Origin of the sequence: Butyrivibrio sp. INlla16 (assembly GCF_900104155.1) — a bacterium.
Lineage (GTDB): Bacteria > Bacillota > Clostridia > Lachnospirales > Lachnospiraceae > Butyrivibrio.
Genome location: NZ_FMYB01000048.1, coordinates 1 through 19,043, shown reverse-complemented (window position 1 = coordinate 19,043; position 19,043 = coordinate 1). Strand labels below are relative to the sequence as shown.

Genomic DNA, 19,043 nt, shown 5'->3' with positions numbered 1-19,043 from the left:
TTTTTCGCTCTTTGCTTTGAGCTTGAAGTCATTATAGGAAAATGAGCACATAAAAAGAACAACACTTTTTGCAAAATGTGTTGATTTCAGGAGTACAGGTCCCGACACGTTTTGTAAAAAGTGTTGATTTGTAAATCCGATATAGTGTCTTTCTTCGTTATGGCTTGATGATACACTTCTGTATGACGCTTATGATCTCATCTTTTGACTCGGTGCATCCACCTCGTACCCACTCAGTGACAACTCCGATAATGCCCTTAAGATAAAAGACCATGATAAGTGGCTGTTCTTTTTTGGGAACTCCAAACCTTGTAAGAATGGGGCCGAATATTGTTTTAAACCAGGTTTCATAGGTCTTTTCTGCGCCCATCATCTCGTTCTTTTCATACATCAGATAAAAGAGCTTGCGGTTCTCTTCCACAAAATCCAGATATGGCATCAGATACTTGGGTGTTACAAGAAATAGCTCATCCTCATTTTTTTCATCAACATCAAGTGCTCCAGGCCCCTCAGCACCAAAGCGCCCAAAGAAATCTTTATATACAGCTTCCACCGTTTCATGCAGAAGATCATTTACATTATCATAGTGAAGATAAAAGGTGGATCTGTTAACGCCAGCGGTTTCACATATCTCCTTAACAGAAATAAGTTCAAAATCTTTACTGTCAAGAAGTGTCAGTAACGCTGTATGCATTTTTTCCGCTGACTTAAAATACTTGCTCTCATTCTTGTTCATAGCAAAGCACTCCTAACACCTGTAGACTCATATATTCCCGAATAAAACTCGGGAATATATGACAAATAGGCCATTCCAGTGCGACTACGTCGCAGGGCCTATTTGCACTTGTATCATATTCTCACGAAATGCGCAGCGTAGTGCGCATTTCTGAAATTTCATTCGATAACTCATACTAAAATGATATCACAATTTACCTTACTTAATAAAAGCAGCTACAGATTTCTCCATAGCTGCTGTAATGTGCCGTATTAAATTCTCATGCTTTCTTACTGCCGGAACAACCATTCCATAACTGCTATACAGTTATAGGCGTAATCAAATGAAGCCATATGGTATGTAGCTCCGCCTCCGGCGCCTCCACCATTTCCGCCCATCATTCCTTGAGGCTTCTCGCCGGTCATTTCCATTGCCGGCTTATCTTCACTTACATCTGAAGAAGCGTCAGTAGCAGCCTCGGGATTTGAAAGGCCTCCTTCTTCAGAAGAACTCATCTGCCCGCCGTTTCCTCTTTCGCCAAAGCTGCCATCTCCACCGCCCATAGGTGAATTGCCTGTTCCTGCGTCAATCGTTCCTGTCTTCCAGGATATAAAATACGCTCCTGTAGCTTCTCCACTGAATAATTCTGAGGCAGCTGCTGAAAGCTCATCTGCTGACCATGTGCCATTCCACTGTGCATATGTGTAAGTGACACCATCTGCATCATATCTGGCCATAAGGTCCTGTGCTCCGGTCCATGCACTCGTATCATCTTCAGCTGCAAAATAAACGAAGGTCTGCCCCTCCAGATTTGAAAGAAGTTCCGTATCCCACTGACCATCAACAAACATACACGCAGCATATAAATCCGGGTATTCCGATGCAAGTATGAGTGTCGTCATGCATCCCATGGACTGACCTGTTCCATAGATTCTATCAGTATCTACTGCGTACTCATCTGACATGTGATCAATAAATCTTTTGGTGAGCTCAACATATTCTGTTGTACTATATCCATCATGGTCATCAAGAATTGTTTCAGGATATGTTGGTACAGCTACTATGGTCGGATATACTGACTGCCATTCTGATGTTGCCCATACAAGGCCACCAAGCCCCTGTGTAAGTGAATACTCCGCATCAGTTCCTGCAGTTGTTGAATCACCTATAAACACAACCATTGGATATTCTGCATTTTCACCATATCCTTCAGGCAGATACAGATTATAAGTTATAGAAAGACCTGTCTCCTCATCAGTATAAGTGAGCTGGTCAAAAAGATCTGTATATGTCTCCACAAGACCCTCTTCATCTTCCGCAAGCGTGTCACTGACAAGTCCCAGCTCTAACGTAGAACCGGTATCTGTAGTTGTTTCAGTTTCTGCAGCAGAATCTGAAGCTTCTTCTTTTACCTCTTCAGAAGAAGAACTTTCTTCCTGAGTGCTTTCCAATGATCCGGTCTGGGTACTATCTGCTTGCTGTGTCTGGCTTCCACAAGCAACTGCAGATACGGTTATCGCACATGTTGTCAAAATAGTTGCTAATCTCTTGAACATTATAAAATTCCTCCATATATCTGTTCCTGTTTATTATAAAAGTTTTGGAGTATTTTATATTGCGAGCTACCATTCGCAGTAAACCTGTTTTCAGAATTTCTAAGAGTTCTGTTCTTCAGTTTACATTCTCATGATATATCCGTTAACTAAATCCAACCTAAAGAGCTGCTAAACATATTCTGATTTTCCGCTCTAAGTCCCTAGAAGGTGGAGCGTTATGCTGGAATTCAAAGTTCCATAATTTCTAAATCGTCCGGAACAAAAAGCTTTCCATTATCCAAAGAAAGGGCATCTTTCTTTGATACACTGCTGATTCTGCGATGAGAACTCACAGTGTTGCTTCTCATATTCAATCTGCACACCGTAGTGCTGTCTTACGTACTCTATTCCATGCTTGAACGCAATCATAGCATCTCTTTTACAACATCTTGGGCCATTTATCTTGCCAAGCTCTCCTATGGCGCTTGATGTAAATGACATGTGATCTCCCCATGTGCCATCCTCAGAAAGTGGTCCTGTACCATCAATGATAGAAAGGGCTGCTCCTATAGATGTTATCGCTCCGCATATTCCCCACAGTCCGCACATTGCTCCCGGCATCCGGAGTCCTTCTTTCAAAAGCTTCTCCAAAGCAGAGTCTATATCTATTTTGCCACCTGCATTATGATAAGCCATTAAAAGACATGCGCCATCTAATATATGATGCTCTGGCCCATGTATGCTTATATACTCTTTTTTTGCCATTGACTTAAACATCTTGATAGGATTTACGCCTTTTTCATTACGTATATCTTCAATAATCCTGTTTGCTTTTTCTTCAATAGTCATAAGTAGTTTCTCCTATAAACTAATTATGAAGCTCTGTACTCCATAAGAGTTGTGTTCTGCCATTTTCCAAATCGATCCTTAGCTATTCTTTCCCTATAGCCAATCTCCCTGAATCCGCACTTTTTATGTAGGGCTATACTCGCTTTGTTAATTGAGAATATTGCAGAATATATGCTCCAATACCCATCTTTCTCAGCTTCTCGGATAATCGTATTTACCAAAGCTGTTCCTATCCCATGACCTCTATAGTTTCTATCAACATATACACTCATTTCAACGCAGCCTTTATATGCGCACCTACTCGAAGAAGGACTTAACGCTATCCAGCCTACAACCTTCCCTTCTTCCTCAAAAACAAACCTGCAATTCTTTACGTGGCCTTCATTCCACTCAGTAAAACTAGGACACTCTGTATTAAAAGTTGATGTTCCCTCTTCTAATCCCTGCTTGTAAATCTCTGATACTGACCCCCAGTCTTCATCTCTCATTTCTCTAATCACAGCATTCCACCTCCGATTTTTTTATCGCATCATTATAGATATTTAATGCCTCTAAAACCTGACTCTGTTTTTCCTTTGAAATCATTGAAAAAACTCTCTCAAACTTCAAATTCATATCTTTTTCTATTGTATTGAATCTTGCCATTCCTTCATCAGTCAGATTAAGCACTACACACCTACGATCCCTTTTTGAAGGTTCTCGCAAAACATATCCTTTTTGAACAAGTTCTTCTACAGATCTGCTTACAGCACTTTTATCCATCTTAAGAAGTTCAGCAAGTTCCTTTACACATATTCCAGGTTTTCTGCCTATCTCAACAACCAGAAAGCATTGAGATGTATTAACGTTACATTGACAGCAATCAGAACTGTTTAGCTTCTCAAGATTACGTTCTAATTCTCTGGTACTTTCTCGAAATAGTTTTACCTTATCCATCGAATGCCCTCCTATGGATTTAAATGATAAAATCATTAGTTGTATTTGTCAACTAATTTATAATATAAAAAAGCCACATAGCCGTTATAAACAACTACATGGCAATTACGTGGGCATATTCATTAATCATTTTCACTGAAGGGCCTTTTTATCCTGCACATTACTAACAAAAGGAAACTTAATCACCAAATCCTTGTCAATCTCCATCATATTTAGTATTCTGCTAGCAGCTCCAGATGGATGATTAGTACCAGATTCCCATGCTTCAACCGTTTTATCTGATACTCCCATATAACTTGCAAAGGTTTTTTGTGACATTCCTGTAGTATTTCTAATTCTTTTTACATCTTCTGCTTCATACACTTTTACAGGTTCCACAGTAACTTTTTGTCTCTTTAGTATTGGCTTTTTACTAGTTGCATCTTCAATAGCTTCATTAAGGCCTGTCATAATGCTTTCATAAACACTATCATTCATTTCTTGCCACCTCCGAGGCTCTTTTCAAGAATACCTATTGCCTTCTTGATATTATTTCTTTCCTCTTTAGATAGATTATCTTTTTCTTTCTTGCCATATAATCTCCTACTACCATTAATAATATACCCTATCTGATAGGGTATCAACAACTCTCATTTTGAAATCACGATTCTAATAACTCCATAAGCTTATCAGTAAGCGCCTGAAATGCCATTACTATTCCGGTTGTACCTAGTGTCCCCAGATATATTACAAAAGCAATCCCAATATCAATTACAAGTGGCTCCCACATCTGCCATTTGAACATTACCCAAACATTAACAGCAAATATAACCAGCATTACTATGCAGAACAGTCCGAATGCAACCTCTCCAATTTTGTATAGTAGTTCTACCCAGATTCTCAGAAAGAAAAGTATCAGAACCAGTGGGAACAACACCAACTTCATCAAAATCTTTAATATGAACATAGCCCCTCCTCCAGCGTAGAGTGGCTAAAGCTCAGGTCACTCACTTGCTGTTTTTCTTTTGTTTATAAAGTTTGTTACAGTAGACAGCAGCTCTTGAAGCAGATTTAAACTCTTCTACACCGTTTCTTTCAATCACAGCCCTCTCGATGCCTTTGGCATTCCCTTTCTTGACTGCTTCTGTAAACATCTTGCCAAGACGGGATCTGACCTGGGCCGGTGACTCTTTTATCTCGTACTCAATCAGAACATCGTTTACACCTGCGAAGGTCGGAAGATCTGCCAGGACAAATTCTGCTTTCATTGTCTTGGCCTCAGCGATCATGTTGTTGATGGCAAGTGTATAGTCGTAGACAGTTCTTTTGCCGAACCTCTCTTCCAACATATCGCAGATGTAGTAGTTGACTGTTACCTTCTCCTTCTTGGCTGCTTTCTCGATCTGATCATATAATTCCTGTGTGATTGCTAAATTAACTCTTGGCATATCATTGTCCTCCATGAGTGTTGTTTTATGTTCACTTACAGTAAATTATATGAGTGTTGCACAATGTTGTCAATATAACGATTATGTGCCATACATGTTGTGGTTAACTTCTGCCTGGTAGTAACTGCTCATGGTTGAAGGAGCATTAAACAGAGCTGCCAACATGTAGTTCTTGATGTGGGTGATCTTGGTGGTGTTGCTCTTTAGGCAGTCGATTACGTACTCAAGGTGCATGTGGTTGAGCTTTAAGAACTTGGACTTCACCAAATCCTTGGGATACTCATTCTTGGCAATCCAGATTGTCTTCCGGGTGGAAAGAACTGTCTCAAGAATCAAGTCAAAGACTCCCTCAAGATCATCCCTGTATTCCGGATGACGCTCTATCATGGTATCCATATCGAGGTTTTCTCTAAGGATTTCATAATACGCTCTGTAGTCATCATTCAGATCAGCCTCCATCGATGTGATATGATTTGTTATTTTAACTAAGTTAGTATTATTAGTATTAATATAATTAGGGTTGGTTTTTCCCATGTCTAGACCTTGATTTTTCCCATCTCTAGACATTGGTTTTTCAAAGGTCTTGACCTTGATTTTTCCCATGTCTGAAACTTCATCATTTTGTTCAGACATTGGTTTTTCCCGGGTCTGAACTTCTTCTGAATCTTCCTCAACGAAGTCCTTCAGATACAATAAAGCTGCTTTCCCCTGGCCCTGCTTCTTGCGTTCCATGAGCCCTATAGCCTCCAGCTCCTTAAAAAGATTTATAGCCTTATTCTCCTTACAGCCCAGCATTTCCATGGCTTCCTGCTGTGAATATATGATAAATGCCCTATTTTCGCTATCTATCCACTTATTTTTCTGCGAAATTGACATTCTATCCAGCATCAGACCATACAGGATCTTGGCATCAGAGCTCATGTTTCTGAATATCTTATTTGTAAAAAGAAGCTTAGGCAGCCTGTAATAAGCATGCATTTCAGATTCCTGACCATAAAAATAGTCAAATGTTATCTTGTCGCTCAAAGCTCTTTTCTCCTCCATTCAATGACTTTCTACGACTTTCTATGGCGTATAGTGGTGCAATATTTGCACTACCCAATCAGCTGAAATATCTTTTGTCTGTTGAAATTCTTGACGTAGATCTTATTGGGCTTTCCCTTTTCCTGTAGTCGTAATATCAGTCCAATTTCTTCAAGTTCTTTCATACAATCGATTACTGTGTGTCTGGAAAAGCCGATGTCTTCTTCCAATTTTCTCAGTGGATAAAGGATATACACCCGGTTCTGCTCATCATACCAACTATGCCTTTTGGCTTCACGCATTCTGTCAAGAAGCACTGCGTACATAAGCTTGGCTCCGGGGGACAGGGAAGAAAACGCCTTCCCTGTCAGAAGCTCCTTGGGGATCTCCACTGAAGCAAACTGCGCTGACTGCGCACCATAAAAGTATTCCATCATTATTAAGTGTCCTCGCTTTCGTGAGTTCTTTTCCATTCCTCCAGGAGACTGATCATGATCCTTTCGATCTCAGACTGAGAGTAGTAAGCAGGAAAATACTTGTTGAGCTTTCTTTCGTTAAACGTAACTTTCTTCTTGATCTGAGGAGTGGCTCTCTTCTGTATAAGGATGTCTATCATCTGTTCCTGGGTGAGAGAGTCATCATCACGATATTGGCGGAGATCCATGAGCTGTTCCTGCTTAATCATGCCGTTTTCATGGATGTATTCCCAGAGCCATTGCTGGTAGGTGTGGTTGAAATAGGAGATCTCTACTCCAATAGCCACAGCAAGTCTTCCTTCGTCAATCATATCTAAAAGTTTTGGGAGCAAGTATGTGAGCCTTACATATTTGTGTACCTGAGATCTGTGTAATCCATGAGCTTCTCCAGCTTCGTCTCCTGCACGCGACTTCGTCCACTCAGTGGACGAAGTTGTTTTCCCCTGATGTTTCATTGCATCCATCTTCATCTTTAGAGCAAAAGCCTTTTCACTAGGAAGAATCTCTTCCCTCTGCATATTCGCATTAACCATGGCAATAGTCGCATCATCATTGGTCATTTCCTTAATGATTGCAGGAATCTTCCTAAGTCCGGCTCTTTTTGCCGCATGAAGACGTCTGTGCCCTGAGATCATCTCATAATTGCCCTCATCATCCGGCCTTACAAGAACCGGAGTGAGAACACCGCTTTCCTTGATGCTCTCCACAAGCTCATCCATCTTTTCATCATCTACAACTCTGAATGGATGATTCTCAAAGGGATAAATGGTCATAACATCAAGATCTACTGTTCCCTCCATGCTGGGAACTCCCAGAAGCTCATCAATACTAGATAGCTTTACTTTCTGTCCAACTCTTTGTGCCATTGTCCATTACCTCCCTTATGCATATTGTGAGAGAACCCTGCGGATCTCCATCGACGAGCAGAACCTTTTTACCTGCCTGAGCAAGTCCTGTCCCCAGATTTACTGCGGTCGTGGTCTTCGCAACCCCGCCCTTCTGATTAGTGAGTGCTATGATTTTTCCCATTTTACTGTTCCTCCTTTGGCAATCTTCCGAATGTTCCATACTTGCGCTCTGCAAGCTTTGGATGTTTTCTCATGTAGTCCTCTAATATGTGACGATTGATACGAACCATCTTGTCTATCTTGTAAATGGCTCCTGCCTGCTCAGCCAGCCTGCGGAAGGGCTTTTCGCCCATCTCGTAATAGTCCTTTGCCATCCACAGCGTTATGAAATCTCTTTGCATGAATAGCAGGTCTTCATCATCAATCTGGTCTGAAAACTTCCATACGTTTCCGGTCATGTCGCACCTCATTCCTTCACTATCAAAGTTGACGGCTCCCTGAACTGGTCAAGGTAGGCATCGAACCGGTCTCTGTCTATCAGCACATAACCATCGAAGCGAATGATTGCACCCGCTTTTCCTGCAAGCTCCAGGAGCTTCTTGTGCTGGATGGAGTAGACAATCTCTGCATCCTTATACCGCAGGTACTTACGGCGTGTTCTTCGCATCTGTGAACGAATTTCCTCGCGCATCTCATCAGTGATTTCTTCTTCATTTTTCTTCATGTTCATTCCTCCAATCTTTGGTTTTGTGTGTGATAGAGCCTTGCCAAAACAAAAGAGGGACACCTTTTAAGTTTTTCTCTTAAAAAGTGTCCCTCTGGAACTCATAATGAGTATTCAATTGGATTTAAACATCAAGTATATGTCTTTATCTGGAACTACCCTATAAAACCTGACTCTTCATATCCATCCGATTGCCTTCAATACTGAAATCTGATTTGTTGTCAAAACAGTGTCAAATCAGCTCTTTTTGTCAGCTCAAAGCCAGTGTTTTCAAGGCTTTTCCGGATTCAATGATTTAAGCGACGGCCTGTGTAAACATTTAGGCCACTGACAACAAAAATCAAAAACTATTCGGTAGCGTGCGAATTTCTGCGGTGTAAAAGCCCGATTTGTTGTCAATTTGTTGTCAAATCGGTCTTTCTAAATCGCTCAACCCCAGTAAAATCAAGCCTTATCAGGGTTTAATGATTTGAGTGTCGGGACGATATTCCCAGCTGCTTGTACTTCTCATAAATCTTCTTAAATCCTCTTATTTGCTGATGTGCTCTTATTTGAAGCTCACACTGCTTTTTATATACTTTTATCAGTTATGGGTGTAATGGGTGTAACTTGGGTGTATGGGTGGGTGTAAATATTTTGTCTCTCACCCACGGACACCAAACCTAGGATAACACCTATTGATAAAACTATTAGAAAAGGTAGCTATAGTCTTTTACCACAACTACCTTTGAATACGTACACATATCATTTCATAGAATGAAAAAATCAAACCAACGTCGGAAGCTTACACTTATCCATTTTAACTTCATTATTCTCAAGAACGTAGCAGGACGCATAATAGTCCCAATCATCCACATTTGATTTCAAACACAATCCTTCTCCTTCATAATCATGTGTTGAAATACCCAAAAAGCAGAACAAACCTTGCTCCGTTTCTCCGCAACTAAAAACCATATTGTCTTTATATGCGGCTGCAAAATCTTCTCCTATTGCTTTCAGACATGCCTTAAATCCAATTTTTTCTCTATCCATAGCTGCCTCCTAATTAAACAACTCCTCAAACGGGTCAGCATAAAACTTCATCATATTGCCAGTATACCATGAGATTATCACGCTTGATTTCTGTCCTATCCGTCTTAGAAATTCACGATCTTCTCTTGAAGCAGTAAGCTCTATATCCGGATGCGAATGAGCAATAAGTTCATATTTCCCCTGAAGTAATAGTGCTTCCAGATCTTCATCAAAATTTACCTTTGAATGCTCTCCATGGATTAAAATATCATTCCTCTTTCCACGGAGCAGAGCAAATTCATGATCTTCATGAGCCGACAGATATGCCAAATCCTCAATCTCTATGCTGTCTCTCGGAAAAGATGCAAAACTATCTGTAACCGGCGCTCTATTTAGCAAATTCTGTCTATGGGCATTTAATCCTGCTTCCCCTAGCCTCAGCGAATTAAGAGCAACCTGGGTTGACTTTGCGGAATTGATTGCCCCTGACAACATCAAATAATCATTTTCCACCTTTTACCTACTCCTCATTATACCATATCAAAACTATCGTTCTTGAAAACAAACTCTGCGTTCTATAACTCTAATGATTTCTCATAACTTCACTACATCAAGATTATACGACATTTTTTATTAAATGAGTCTTAATTTTCAACAATCGGATGACATGTCGCGTCAAAGCCTAGGATAAGGAAAGGCGATGAGCCCATAAAGATCACCGCCTTTTATATGGAAAGAAAAGAGGAATAAAATAGCGCCATGCATCCGGTTCCATGACCAGACTCATGACGCTATGTATCAGTCTTTCTTATTTTTCTTAATTAAAAATTCCTCGAAGACACTCATCTCCTTCTTCTTGAAATCACTCGTTGCATCCGTGTATATATCGAGAGTAGTCGATATATCGGAGTGGCCAAGGATCTCCTGAATGACTTTTATATTCACCCCGGCTTCGCATAATCTTGTTGCAAAGGTGTGTCTCAGATTATGACAGCTGAAGTTTGGAAGAAGGACAACCTTCTGATTTCCTTTTCTATTATCAAGTACCTTCTGATTACAGTCTCTGATGATTCTCCTAAGGGCTTTGTTCAATGTTCCCTGATTCTGCACATTACCATTCTGATTTACAAAAATAAAATCCGTATAACCATCAACTGTCACCTTACAGTGAATTCCGGTATAATCCTGATACTCTTTTTCCTGGGCAAGAGCCTCTTTCACAGACTGCATCATTGGAATCATTCTCTCACCTTTCTTTGTCTTTGGTGTATTGATTCCAAAATAGCATCCATTATCTGCATGTTGGTAATACACAAGCGTATGGTTTACATCAATAAATCCATTCTCTTCATCAATGTCGTTCCACCTTAATCCTGTCAACTCTCCCACACGGAGTCCCGTGCCAAGCATAAATGAGAATACCGGATACCAGTGATTATACATAGGTGTTACTCTGAGATATTCAAGGAACAGCTCCTGTTCAGCAACAGTAAGTGCTTTTCTCTTTTCTGAACCTAGGTTTCTGGATTGCTTTAATTCCTTCAGTGCCTTATCTCCGATATTATTTCTCAGATAACCGTCCTCCACTGCAACATCAAGAACCTGATGGAGCACGGTATGTATGCTGTCAATCGTTGCTACCTTTAATCCTCTTTCATCAAGCATTTTATTGTAGTATCTGCGGATATCGGATTTCTTCATATTAACTATTCTGTTCTTCCCAATGTCATCTCTGACAAATCTCTCCCAGGTATACATGTAACCCTGATATGTATTATCCTTGAGTCCCTTCTTCATGATTTTCCACAGATCAAATACTTCATTTAAGGTTACGTTTTTAGCATCCGTCCTTATTCCATCATACTTATCTCTCTGGATGTTTTCCTCCTTTTCACGGAGCTTATCCAGGTCGGGTGCATATATGGTTTCACGCTTACCTGTACTTGTCCTCCAGCGATACATATATGTACCATCTTTTCTCTGCGTTTCATTTTCCTTAAGAACTCTCCCGTTAGAGTCTTTTCTTCTTTCCATATTTTGCCTCCTTCACAAAACTAGGTTGATATGCTTTGAAATTAGCACATCAACCTTTTTCACACCATGATGCCGATTATATGGAATATGCCTTTCCGATATATTCATCAAACTGTTTTCTTTTTATAAGTCTCTTTCTTCCGACGAATAAAACATAAGGACATGAATCCTTATCTGTCAGATCCCTTAATTTGTTCTCACCTATATTGTAGAGAGCTGCCGCTTCTTCTACAGTCAGTGTTGGCCTTTCGCAAAGTCTTATGTCGTATGTTTCCATTCTTTCCACCTCTCCCCTTGTTATCAATATTGAGTTGAACTAAGATTGTTTTATCGATATATTTTCTCATAAATTTTTCGTCCAATTCTCCCATATATTCGATCAACCTAGTTTTATCAATTGTCATAATCTGTTCAGCAATCGTTGCTGATTTTTCCTTAAGTCCACCTACACCATCCAGGATTACATGAGTAGGCAGTCCACTGCTTTTGTGGATCTTAGTTGTAATTGGTACTACAGTTACTGTCGGGGAATACTTATTCCCCCTGTTGTTCTGAACAATAAGTACGGGCCTCACCCCCTTCTGCTCAGATCCAACTCCCTCGCCAAGATCTGCAAGATAGATTTCGCCACGCTGGATTTCATTCATACCCATCACCACCTTCTTCTATCTTTATGTAAAGAGGGAGCCCTTCCATATTGGTATACAGAAGGATCACCCTCGTAATTATTCCAGCGAAATTAACGTATCTACTTGTCCTCGACACCCCGATACAATGAATCAGAAGATTCCGGGAAATCATCAGGTGGCTGCAGCACAGCTCCATAGGTTCTCTCCTCCCCGCGGGTCTCGCCGGGCCGCTCCCATTACGTTTAGTTGTGGCTAAGCGGAAGTCTCATTATCCCTGTACTTATCTTCGCCATGCCGGTGCTACCGGCATTCCAGAGGGGCTATCTCGCTCAAGGCGTACCCTTGCGGCTCCACAGTACAGGACTGTACCTGATGAATGACTATTCAGTTTTCAATGTCCGACGAAAGGATTATTTACCCCTTCACTTATTCCCACTGGGAGAGGTCATTCCACAACCTCCAAAATGAAATTTTTTGAAAAAGTTTTTCTGAAGCTATTTCTTCTATATAAATTAATAAAAAAAAGCAGACCACAAGAATCATGATCTGCTGTAATGAAAGCTTCGAATTATTTCTGTTATTCTGTTTTAAGGATTATCCCTTGGTGGCTGTTTGTCAGACATCTGAAACAGACCTCCCTCAGGAATTCTTCATCAGTTCATCGAGCATGGCTGCTGCTTCTCCGACAATATCATTGCATGTTCTTCCGGTTCCTGCCCTTGATGCGATCAGTTCTTTACAGTAAAGACTTCCGTTCTTCTCAAGGAACATCTTCTCATATTCACCGACTTTATCCATCCCAAGCTTCTCAAACATCGCCACAACGCTGAGATACCCGCCGCATTTACCGTCAATGCTTCTTGGCGCAGGCACGCTTTTCTTTGCCTTCTCAGGTGTCACACCTAGTTTTTCAGCAAACGCCATGGCAAGCGAGGCTGAACAGTTATTTCCGTTACGGTGATTCTCTCTGGCTATCTTTTCCATTTCATTCATATATATCCAGTCACTTTCTCTTTTCAAAAACGATTTCAGTGTCACATGAAAGATCATCCCTATAGACATGTCCAAGCCGGTCAAACTTCTTTATCTCATTAGGATCTTCAATCTGGTTTTCAGCCATATACTTCACCATCTCTCCCCTGGCCATCTTGGCATATGTCCCCTTTGTCACAAGCTTCCCATTTACCATCTCGCCAAATGTGATGGTGATGTAACAGTCATCCGGTTTCAGGTATTTTTCAATGCACTTTGAATACTCCTTCGATGCAAGGTTTATTATAACACTGGTACCATCACTTACTTCATCATAGAGCCTGGATCCCCACAGATCATATAAATCCTTATGTCCATTAATTGCTGCCTTAGCCTGCATCTCAAGCCTGTATGGCGTAACTCCGTCCATCGGTTTCAGCACACCATAAAAACCTGAAAGAATTCGAAGATGCTCCTGCACATAATCAAAGCTTCTGTCTTCAAACACCGCAGGTGCCATATATTGAAACGCGATTCCTTCATATGAAAGTATAGCCGGTGTCAGCCTGTTACGAAGATCCATCTCTTTAATACGTTTATAATTCTGCTCAGCAATCTTATCATTACATCCCCACAGTTCTTGTAATTCAGAATGTGACTTATTGCAGAGCCACTCAAGTATTTCCTCCGTCTGGTCAATAAATACCGGAAGTCCCTGACACTCAAGTTTATCCGTATCCACATTCATTTTCTTTGCAGGTGAAAGAATAATCCTCATCACAGTTCTCCAAACATTTTTTCAGGTCCATCGGCTGATTTCATTTTCCCTAGCTTTACATAGCCGGTATGTATGCTGCAATAACCGCTATCACTAAGGCAGGCAGCATATTAGCCACTCGCACTTTCTTGCCCCAAACAAGGTTAACACCAACGCAGAAGATCAGTATGCTTCCGATAAGTGACAGATACGAAACAGCCATATCAGTCATAATAGGTGATACCAGTCTCGCCAGCAGAGTTATCGACCCCTCAAGCAAAAACACCGGTATTACAGAAAAAGCACACCCTTTTCCCATAGATGCTGTCATAATGGCTACTATTATAAAATCCAGCACAGCCTTTACAGCAAGCGTTGAATAATCTCCGCTGATTCCATCCTGTATTGAGCCTACAATAGCCATAGCCCCTATGCATACCGTAAGCGATGCAGTCACAAAAGCGTTTACAAATTCCGAATCCTTGCCATTACCACTTTTTATTTTAAGCCATTCCCCAAAACGCTCAAAGGCTCTTTCTATTCCAATCAGTTCCCCTATAGCTGTTCCTATGGCAAGGCATAGAACTACAAGCATGGATCTGCCACCCACGAGTGCATTGTTCTCAACTTTCATCATACCCTCCATAGCACCTGAAATTGCTATAAAAAGGGTACTTATACCACATACCTTACAAAGTGCATCCTGCTGATCTTCTTTAAATAACTTCCCTGTTATATTTCCAAGGAAACCGGCAGCAACTATAGCTGCACTGTTTATTATTGTCCCCAACATTATCATGTTCTTATATTTCCTTTTTTTCATTTTTCTCCTGATATTTTATGAATAATTATACTCATGAAAAAGGCAGGACACAATTCAAAGGAAACTGCATCCTGCCGCTTGTTATTATTATCTATTAGATGCATCTAACTTCTCTTCCGATGCCTTTTTCCTGTCAATCATTGCTCCGACCATCATACCTACAAGCATTCCAAGTCCTGTTCCAAGACACATACCTGTCGACACTTTTCCGGATAAGAGATAACTTGCTATACATCCAACTGCAACTCCTATACCCATCCCCCAGCTCTGTCCAAGTACCATGTATCTGTGCCTGGCTCTGTTCTTTTCAAGCTCTTCTTTATTCTTTTCCGACATCTCCTTGACGTTTTTGGAAGTTGCTACACCAAACAAAAGGTATGCAGGCGCAAGTACTCCGATCAATACAATGCATAACCAGATTTTAGGTGTCATATTTTCAAGTCTCCTCCTTTAAGTTATCCTTACAAGCTAGATTATAATCAGGGTTCCTTCCAGAAAACAGAGAAAAAGTGGTGAAATAGAGCAGCATAATTTGTTCATAGGTCAAATTCTCTTCTCAAACCTAAAGAAAAAATCTGAACCATCATCTCCATCCGGAGCACTAGGATCCTTATGCTTTGGATTATAAAATTCCACTGCCGCAAAGCCAAGACGGTTTATATAAAAATGCAGATTTCTTGTATCAAAGTATGGCGTGCACGTCTCCCAGAGCGTAACCTCAGGATGTCCCGTCTCAATAGCATTCCAGATTTTCTGACCTATACCCTTACTCTGAATACCACTTTTCACATACAGAAAATCCAAGTGACCATGATTGCCATTTATTACAATAATAGCTCCACCTGAAAGCTCACCATTCACAACTGCCTTATAAGCTACCATTCCCTTTGTATTCAGTGATTTATCTATATGTGACTCCGGCAATATTTCCTCTTCCGGATCATCTTCCCATTCCGCAGCACCACGCTGGAACGCCTCCTGCATATCATGTTTGAATATTGATATGTCCGCATCCTCTAATGGTAATAATTCGAAACTCATTTATTTTTCTCCCTATTGTTTTGGGTCTTTAACATGCATTGTCGCTGTCCGCTTTCTTTTATCAGCATGAGATTTTTTGTTGTATTCACTGATATTATATTTCTTTTTTATCTCTCGCATGCCGTCAAAAACAACGTGTTCCACTTTTTTCTTCCCCATTATTGCTCCCCGTTAAAAGTTCTGTTGATAATTAGTCTCTTGTCATAATTCGTAAAACATTATTGTTTCACAGGACATGATAGTAAGGACAGATATTCTCAAAAGTTCCATCCTTCATACGAAACCCGCCTGGTATTGTCCCGAGTTGAACAAAACCAAGTCTTTCATATAGATGTCTGGCATGGATATTACTCTCGACAACAGCATTGAACTGTAATACTCGAAACCCCAGTTCTTTGGCTTTTCCCAAACAATCCGTTACAAGTTTTTCCCCTATATGCTTTCCACGACACTTTGAGCTTACCGCATAGCTGGCATTACAAATATGCCCACATCTGCCTACGTTGTTGGGATGTAAAATATACAGTCCTACTATCTTTCCATTGTCTTCAGCCACACCCGTATAGCTCTGTGATCTAAAAAACTCTTTCCCGGATTGCTCGTCAAGCATGTCCTCTTGAGGAAATGCAATCCCGTCTTCAACAACCTCATTCCAAATATCTATCATCTGCCGTAGGTCTTTTTCCTCATATTTTCGAATTATCATTTCAAATACACCTCTTCAATTATGTTGATACAACAGATCACAAGCTCTACTTCAAATGCCACATCTCTCCGTTTGGCATCTGAATTATATCTCCTGGAAGCGTCTCGATCACATCTCCGGAAAGGTTCCTGACGATAATCTCCTCCCAATATCTGTAATCAACGCCTTCGCCTTCTTCATACCACCTGCCAAAAAACAGTTTTTCTCCGTCCCTCATGAAAAAGGTGTCATGATCTCCCATTGAAAGGATGAGTTTTTCCGGCCAGACAATATCTAATTCGTTTCCGCATTGCCTTGAAAGCATAAGCGGTGTAGTATGCAGCTGTAAATTGTAACAATCCTTTACTGAAGAAAGCGGAATTTCCTCATGAATACTTACATGATAATCATTGCAATTGAATCTCATTATCCGGATCATTTCTTTCGGAAAATCCACATCGATTATAAAAATTCCGTTCTCAAAAAATACCGGTATATCACTATAGTGCCCTTCCGTCTTTGGCACAGGAACATAAACCTGCCCATCAGGATAATGCACCAGACATAGCTTTCTTCCCTTTACTTTATAACCCTCACGAAAAACTTCCTCTGCCTCATAAAGGTCCCCGTGCTCATAATCCATGCCATAGTACCACTCACTTGTGGCTCCATTAACTGGCTCAATATAAGTAATTCCACCAGTCTCTATCCTCTTAATATCCATCATAATCTATAGTCTCTTTCCCATCTCAATTCTCATGTTGTGCTCTTCCGGGCCTTCATTAGAATAGGCATATCTGTCAAATCCTATAAGCTCGAAGCCGTTCTTTTTATAGAACAAAATCGCTTTTGAATTGTAGCTCTGTGTTTCCAGGACAGCCATTCTCGCACCGCTATCTACAGCCACTTTCAAAATTGTTTCAAGAAGTGCAGTCCCTACACCTTGGCTACGAAGTCCCACATCAAACACACAGATATTTGATATTCTGTATCTGTTATTCCACGCTTCCAGAAATCCTTCTACAAAGCCTATAAGAACATCTCCTTCAAATGCTCCATAAGCTACCGGATTGTCTAGCCATTCCGACAGCATATCATCTTCAAGCGGCTCCACAATCTCGTTATCCGCTTCTATCCATTCCACAGAAAAGCCGTCATCTGCAGGCTCTATAGACAGGTACTTGTTTGACCGGACTTCTGCTTTATATCGTTTTCCGTTGTATTCATCATAGCCAAGTTGTCTTATTGTCATCTATTCTCCCAGTCTTCTTTCCTCTCTTTATCCATCAATCCTGTCAGATCTAAGAATTGCATACCAGCTGGAATCATTGATCCCCTGATTGTTGATATCTGAGCTACGTAGCGTGCCCTCATATTGCATTCCACATTTCTTCATGACCATACCGGAGTGAGGGTTATTAACATCATGCCTTGATTCAATACGATTTGCTTCCACCTTATCAAAAAAGAAATCTATAACAGCATTTAAAGCTTCAGATGTAATCCCCTGATGCCACCATGCTCTTCCAATGCAGTAACCAATGTGGATCATATTTATGTTTTCTTTCATACCGACGGCGGAGATACTGCCTATTGGCTCATCTATTTCTTTCAAGACAATAGCCCACTGATAGTACTTTTTATCCTTATATGAATCCACCCACTGCCTCAGTAGATTCCTTGTTACATCAACAGTTCCATGAGGCGGCCACGTTAGAAACTTCGTGACCTCTTCATCATTTGCCCAGTTCAAGAACATAGCATCAGCATCTTCAACTTTGAATTTCCTCAGTATCAGTCTCTCGGTCTCAATTGTCTGTGTCCCGCAATGCCTCATTTTCATACATCCTCCGTCAACAAAACATAGTTTCACTATATCAGAAAAAAAGCCTTTTTACAGTAAATACCGTCAAAAGGCTTTTTCAGATAATTTAAAAAACCACTTGTCTTACAAGTCTGTTACAGTGTTTTTGCAAATTCCCTTATCTCGTTCATCTTGGCTTCGGATTTGTTCTCGTCCCCATTAGCAGTAATTACGCCTGCTGCCTCAATACCTGCATATCCCATGTATGCCTTATATTGGGCAATCGCAGCATCATATACACCGGGAGATCCTGAACTGAGCAGAAGAACTGTCTTCTTTGCTTCAGGCTTGCCAATACAGTAAACTCTCTGGATAGCAGCCTCCATCTGCGCTGTCATGGTGAAGTAATAGATTGGAGATGCAAAAACTATGGTTAATCCCCATTTATAGTGGGTAACAACATTTCCTTATTATTGATTCCTGCTTGGAAGTGTAGCTGTGTGGCAATGGTATATCAAGGGAGCTTCGCTCCATTGTGTGGAAACCCTTGACATACCATTGCCACACAACTACAGGGCACCCAAGGAATCAATGAATAAGAGTGCTACGCCATAGTTATCACCGCTTCAATATCCAGATCACTGCAGTTCAGGTAGATCATTGTTTTGAAATATTCAGTATTCCTGAAACCGCGGGCTCTGCGTTTTACATTCTGTATGATACTGTTCATACCTTCCAGTATTGCGTTTGTAAA

30 protein-coding genes and 2 pseudogenes are annotated in these 19,043 nt (G+C 40.7%); all 32 read right to left on the bottom strand.

Annotated elements, in window-relative coordinates; genetic code table 11:
• Window positions 1–157: 157 nt before the first annotated feature.
• Window positions 158–736: a TetR/AcrR family transcriptional regulator gene (locus BLR42_RS17750; RefSeq protein ID WP_091872034.1), complete on the bottom strand. Its 579-nt coding sequence runs from the start codon at window positions 734–736 to the stop codon at window positions 158–160.
• Between the two features lie 269 nt (window positions 737–1,005).
• Window positions 1,006–2,271, bottom strand: coding sequence for a carboxylesterase family protein (locus BLR42_RS17745; RefSeq protein ID WP_091872031.1), 1,266 nt, complete (start codon window positions 2,269–2,271; stop codon window positions 1,006–1,008).
• A 273-nt stretch (window positions 2,272–2,544) separates the two neighbouring features.
• Window positions 2,545–3,099, bottom strand: a complete 555-nt coding sequence (locus BLR42_RS17740) for a DUF5714 domain-containing protein (RefSeq protein WP_091872029.1) — start codon at window positions 3,097–3,099, stop codon at window positions 2,545–2,547.
• 23 nt (window positions 3,100–3,122) lie between these two features.
• Window positions 3,123–3,599, bottom strand: coding sequence for a GNAT family N-acetyltransferase (locus BLR42_RS17735; protein ID WP_242879416.1), 477 nt, complete (start codon window positions 3,597–3,599; stop codon window positions 3,123–3,125).
• The gene (locus BLR42_RS17730) at window positions 3,592–4,035 is read right to left on the bottom strand and encodes a MarR family winged helix-turn-helix transcriptional regulator (protein ID WP_026670165.1); all 444 of its coding nucleotides are present in this window, start codon (window positions 4,033–4,035) and stop codon (window positions 3,592–3,594) included. The genes BLR42_RS17735 and BLR42_RS17730 overlap by 8 nt, the downstream gene beginning before the upstream one ends.
• 132 nt (window positions 4,036–4,167) lie before the next feature.
• Entirely contained in the window at window positions 4,168–4,512 is a 345-nt protein-coding gene (locus BLR42_RS17725) for a helix-turn-helix domain-containing protein (RefSeq protein ID WP_026509228.1), read from the bottom strand.
• The gene (locus tag BLR42_RS22440) at window positions 4,509–4,658 is read right to left on the bottom strand and encodes a hypothetical protein (RefSeq protein WP_242879415.1); all 150 of its coding nucleotides are present in this window, start codon (window positions 4,656–4,658) and stop codon (window positions 4,509–4,511) included. The genes BLR42_RS17725 and BLR42_RS22440 overlap by 4 nt, the downstream gene beginning before the upstream one ends.
• Before the next feature lie 17 nt (window positions 4,659–4,675).
• Window positions 4,676–4,981 (bottom strand): hypothetical protein, encoded by a 306-nt coding sequence (locus BLR42_RS17720; RefSeq protein ID WP_091872026.1) that lies wholly within the window; start codon window positions 4,979–4,981, stop codon window positions 4,676–4,678.
• A 40-nt stretch (window positions 4,982–5,021) separates the two neighbouring features.
• Window positions 5,022–5,462 carry a hypothetical protein gene (locus BLR42_RS17715; protein WP_091872023.1) on the bottom strand — a complete coding sequence of 147 codons (441 nt, stop codon included), beginning with the start codon at window positions 5,460–5,462 and terminating at the stop codon, window positions 5,022–5,024.
• An 81-nt stretch (window positions 5,463–5,543) separates the two neighbouring features.
• Entirely contained in the window at window positions 5,544–6,488 is a 945-nt protein-coding gene (locus BLR42_RS17710) for a DUF6017 domain-containing protein (protein WP_170832859.1), read from the bottom strand.
• Between the two features lie 68 nt (window positions 6,489–6,556).
• Entirely contained in the window at window positions 6,557–6,922 is a 366-nt protein-coding gene (locus BLR42_RS17705; protein WP_170832858.1) for a replication initiator protein A, read from the bottom strand.
• A 2-nt stretch (window positions 6,923–6,924) separates the two neighbouring features.
• On the bottom strand, window positions 6,925–7,827 hold the full coding sequence (locus BLR42_RS17700; RefSeq protein ID WP_091872016.1) for a ParB/RepB/Spo0J family partition protein: 903 nt from the start codon (window positions 7,825–7,827) through the stop codon (window positions 6,925–6,927).
• A 16-nt stretch (window positions 7,828–7,843) separates the two neighbouring features.
• Window positions 7,844–7,990 (bottom strand): annotated as a pseudogene (locus BLR42_RS17695) (ParA family protein); the annotation flags it as partial.
• 1 nt (window position 7,991) lies between these two features.
• Window positions 7,992–8,267 (bottom strand): DUF6462 family protein, encoded by a 276-nt coding sequence (locus BLR42_RS17690; RefSeq protein ID WP_091872013.1) that lies wholly within the window; start codon window positions 8,265–8,267, stop codon window positions 7,992–7,994.
• Window positions 8,268–8,275: 8 nt separating this feature from the next.
• Window positions 8,276–8,533, bottom strand: a complete 258-nt coding sequence (locus tag BLR42_RS17685; RefSeq protein ID WP_091872010.1) for a DUF6462 family protein — start codon at window positions 8,531–8,533, stop codon at window positions 8,276–8,278.
• A gap of 765 nt (window positions 8,534–9,298) precedes the next feature.
• Window positions 9,299–9,565 carry a hypothetical protein gene (locus BLR42_RS17680; protein WP_026497025.1) on the bottom strand — a complete coding sequence of 89 codons (267 nt, stop codon included), beginning with the start codon at window positions 9,563–9,565 and terminating at the stop codon, window positions 9,299–9,301.
• A gap of 9 nt (window positions 9,566–9,574) precedes the next feature.
• The gene (locus tag BLR42_RS17675; protein ID WP_091872007.1) at window positions 9,575–10,057 is read right to left on the bottom strand and encodes an MPN domain-containing protein; all 483 of its coding nucleotides are present in this window, start codon (window positions 10,055–10,057) and stop codon (window positions 9,575–9,577) included.
• Window positions 10,058–10,342: 285 nt separating this feature from the next.
• The gene (locus tag BLR42_RS17670; RefSeq protein WP_091872004.1) at window positions 10,343–11,578 is read right to left on the bottom strand and encodes a site-specific integrase; all 1,236 of its coding nucleotides are present in this window, start codon (window positions 11,576–11,578) and stop codon (window positions 10,343–10,345) included.
• 76 nt (window positions 11,579–11,654) lie between these two features.
• Window positions 11,655–11,855, bottom strand: coding sequence for an excisionase (locus BLR42_RS17665; protein WP_091872001.1), 201 nt, complete (start codon window positions 11,853–11,855; stop codon window positions 11,655–11,657).
• The gene (locus tag BLR42_RS17660; RefSeq protein WP_242879414.1) at window positions 11,776–12,225 is read right to left on the bottom strand and encodes a type II toxin-antitoxin system PemK/MazF family toxin; all 450 of its coding nucleotides are present in this window, start codon (window positions 12,223–12,225) and stop codon (window positions 11,776–11,778) included. Before BLR42_RS17660 ends, BLR42_RS17665 begins: the two co-directional genes overlap by 80 nt.
• Window positions 12,226–12,846: 621 nt before the next feature.
• Window positions 12,847–13,200 carry a C-GCAxxG-C-C family protein gene (locus BLR42_RS17650; RefSeq protein WP_170832857.1) on the bottom strand — a complete coding sequence of 118 codons (354 nt, stop codon included), beginning with the start codon at window positions 13,198–13,200 and terminating at the stop codon, window positions 12,847–12,849.
• Window positions 13,201–13,210: 10 nt separating this feature from the next.
• Window positions 13,211–13,957, bottom strand: a complete 747-nt coding sequence (gene yaaA / locus BLR42_RS17645; protein WP_026658914.1) for a peroxide stress protein YaaA — start codon at window positions 13,955–13,957, stop codon at window positions 13,211–13,213.
• Between the two features lie 55 nt (window positions 13,958–14,012).
• On the bottom strand, window positions 14,013–14,759 hold the full coding sequence (locus BLR42_RS17640; RefSeq protein ID WP_330387389.1) for a DUF554 domain-containing protein: 747 nt from the start codon (window positions 14,757–14,759) through the stop codon (window positions 14,013–14,015).
• An 87-nt stretch (window positions 14,760–14,846) separates the two neighbouring features.
• Window positions 14,847–15,191, bottom strand: a complete 345-nt coding sequence (locus tag BLR42_RS17635) for a hypothetical protein (protein WP_091871988.1) — start codon at window positions 15,189–15,191, stop codon at window positions 14,847–14,849.
• 111 nt (window positions 15,192–15,302) lie between these two features.
• A complete protein-coding gene (locus BLR42_RS17630; protein WP_091871985.1) occupies window positions 15,303–15,800 on the bottom strand; it encodes a GNAT family N-acetyltransferase in 498 nt (165 codons plus the stop codon).
• A 12-nt stretch (window positions 15,801–15,812) separates the two neighbouring features.
• Entirely contained in the window at window positions 15,813–15,959 is a 147-nt protein-coding gene (locus BLR42_RS22970; RefSeq protein ID WP_170832856.1) for a hypothetical protein, read from the bottom strand.
• A 67-nt stretch (window positions 15,960–16,026) separates the two neighbouring features.
• Window positions 16,027–16,506 carry a GNAT family N-acetyltransferase gene (locus tag BLR42_RS17625; RefSeq protein WP_091871982.1) on the bottom strand — a complete coding sequence of 160 codons (480 nt, stop codon included), beginning with the start codon at window positions 16,504–16,506 and terminating at the stop codon, window positions 16,027–16,029.
• Window positions 16,507–16,552: 46 nt separating this feature from the next.
• Complete coding sequence (locus BLR42_RS17620) at window positions 16,553–17,212, bottom strand: hypothetical protein (RefSeq protein ID WP_242879413.1); 660 nt, start codon at window positions 17,210–17,212, stop codon at window positions 16,553–16,555.
• Between the two features lie 3 nt (window positions 17,213–17,215).
• A complete protein-coding gene (locus BLR42_RS17615; protein WP_091871980.1) occupies window positions 17,216–17,737 on the bottom strand; it encodes a GNAT family N-acetyltransferase in 522 nt (173 codons plus the stop codon).
• A gap of 27 nt (window positions 17,738–17,764) precedes the next feature.
• The gene (locus BLR42_RS17610) at window positions 17,765–18,322 is read right to left on the bottom strand and encodes a GNAT family N-acetyltransferase (RefSeq protein ID WP_026498964.1); all 558 of its coding nucleotides are present in this window, start codon (window positions 18,320–18,322) and stop codon (window positions 17,765–17,767) included.
• A gap of 122 nt (window positions 18,323–18,444) precedes the next feature.
• Window positions 18,445–18,723, bottom strand: a pseudogene (locus BLR42_RS17605) (NAD(P)H-dependent oxidoreductase); the annotation flags it as partial.
• Between the two features lie 170 nt (window positions 18,724–18,893).
• Window positions 18,894–19,043, bottom strand: a 150-nt coding sequence (locus BLR42_RS17600; protein WP_139165202.1) for a transposase, incomplete at its 5' end; no start/stop codon positions are given.

Excerpts from the sequence above, each read along its gene's own strand:
- BLR42_RS17750 (WP_091872034.1), bottom strand. The coding sequence starts at position 736 with ATGAACAAGAATGAGAGCAAGTATTTTAAGTCAGCGGAAAAAATGCAT.
- BLR42_RS17745 (WP_091872031.1), bottom strand. The coding sequence starts at position 2,271 with ATGTTCAAGAGATTAGCAACTATTTTGACAACATGTGCGATAACCGTA.
- BLR42_RS17740 (WP_091872029.1), bottom strand. The coding sequence starts at position 3,099 with ATGACTATTGAAGAAAAAGCAAACAGGATTATTGAAGATATACGTAAT.
- BLR42_RS17730 (WP_026670165.1), bottom strand. The coding sequence starts at position 4,035 with ATGGATAAGGTAAAACTATTTCGAGAAAGTACCAGAGAATTAGAACGT.
- BLR42_RS17725 (WP_026509228.1), bottom strand. The coding sequence starts at position 4,512 with ATGAATGATAGTGTTTATGAAAGCATTATGACAGGCCTTAATGAAGCT.
- BLR42_RS17720 (WP_091872026.1), bottom strand. The coding sequence starts at position 4,981 with ATGTTCATATTAAAGATTTTGATGAAGTTGGTGTTGTTCCCACTGGTT.
- BLR42_RS17715 (WP_091872023.1), bottom strand. The coding sequence starts at position 5,462 with ATGCCAAGAGTTAATTTAGCAATCACACAGGAATTATATGATCAGATC.
- BLR42_RS17705 (WP_170832858.1), bottom strand. The coding sequence starts at position 6,922 with ATGATGGAATACTTTTATGGTGCGCAGTCAGCGCAGTTTGCTTCAGTG.
- BLR42_RS17700 (WP_091872016.1), bottom strand. The coding sequence starts at position 7,827 with ATGGCACAAAGAGTTGGACAGAAAGTAAAGCTATCTAGTATTGATGAG.
- BLR42_RS17690 (WP_091872013.1), bottom strand. The coding sequence starts at position 8,267 with ATGACCGGAAACGTATGGAAGTTTTCAGACCAGATTGATGATGAAGAC.
- BLR42_RS17685 (WP_091872010.1), bottom strand. The coding sequence starts at position 8,533 with ATGAAGAAAAATGAAGAAGAAATCACTGATGAGATGCGCGAGGAAATT.
- BLR42_RS17680 (WP_026497025.1), bottom strand. The coding sequence starts at position 9,565 with ATGGATAGAGAAAAAATTGGATTTAAGGCATGTCTGAAAGCAATAGGA.
- BLR42_RS17670 (WP_091872004.1), bottom strand. The coding sequence starts at position 11,578 with ATGGAAAGAAGAAAAGACTCTAACGGGAGAGTTCTTAAGGAAAATGAA.
- BLR42_RS17665 (WP_091872001.1), bottom strand. The coding sequence starts at position 11,855 with ATGGAAACATACGACATAAGACTTTGCGAAAGGCCAACACTGACTGTA.
- BLR42_RS17660 (WP_242879414.1), bottom strand. The coding sequence starts at position 12,225 with ATGAATGAAATCCAGCGTGGCGAAATCTATCTTGCAGATCTTGGCGAG.
- BLR42_RS17650 (WP_170832857.1), bottom strand. The coding sequence starts at position 13,200 with ATGAATGAAATGGAAAAGATAGCCAGAGAGAATCACCGTAACGGAAAT.
- yaaA (WP_026658914.1), bottom strand. The coding sequence starts at position 13,957 with ATGAGGATTATTCTTTCACCTGCAAAGAAAATGAATGTGGATACGGAT.
- BLR42_RS17640 (WP_330387389.1), bottom strand. The coding sequence starts at position 14,759 with ATGAAAAAAAGGAAATATAAGAACATGATAATGTTGGGGACAATAATA.
- BLR42_RS17635 (WP_091871988.1), bottom strand. The coding sequence starts at position 15,191 with ATGACACCTAAAATCTGGTTATGCATTGTATTGATCGGAGTACTTGCG.
- BLR42_RS17630 (WP_091871985.1), bottom strand. The coding sequence starts at position 15,800 with ATGAGTTTCGAATTATTACCATTAGAGGATGCGGACATATCAATATTC.
- BLR42_RS22970 (WP_170832856.1), bottom strand. The coding sequence starts at position 15,959 with ATGGGGAAGAAAAAAGTGGAACACGTTGTTTTTGACGGCATGCGAGAG.
- BLR42_RS17625 (WP_091871982.1), bottom strand. The coding sequence starts at position 16,506 with ATGATAATTCGAAAATATGAGGAAAAAGACCTACGGCAGATGATAGAT.
- BLR42_RS17620 (WP_242879413.1), bottom strand. The coding sequence starts at position 17,212 with ATGATGGATATTAAGAGGATAGAGACTGGTGGAATTACTTATATTGAG.
- BLR42_RS17615 (WP_091871980.1), bottom strand. The coding sequence starts at position 17,737 with ATGACAATAAGACAACTTGGCTATGATGAATACAACGGAAAACGATAT.
- BLR42_RS17610 (WP_026498964.1), bottom strand. The coding sequence starts at position 18,322 with ATGAGGCATTGCGGGACACAGACAATTGAGACCGAGAGACTGATACTG.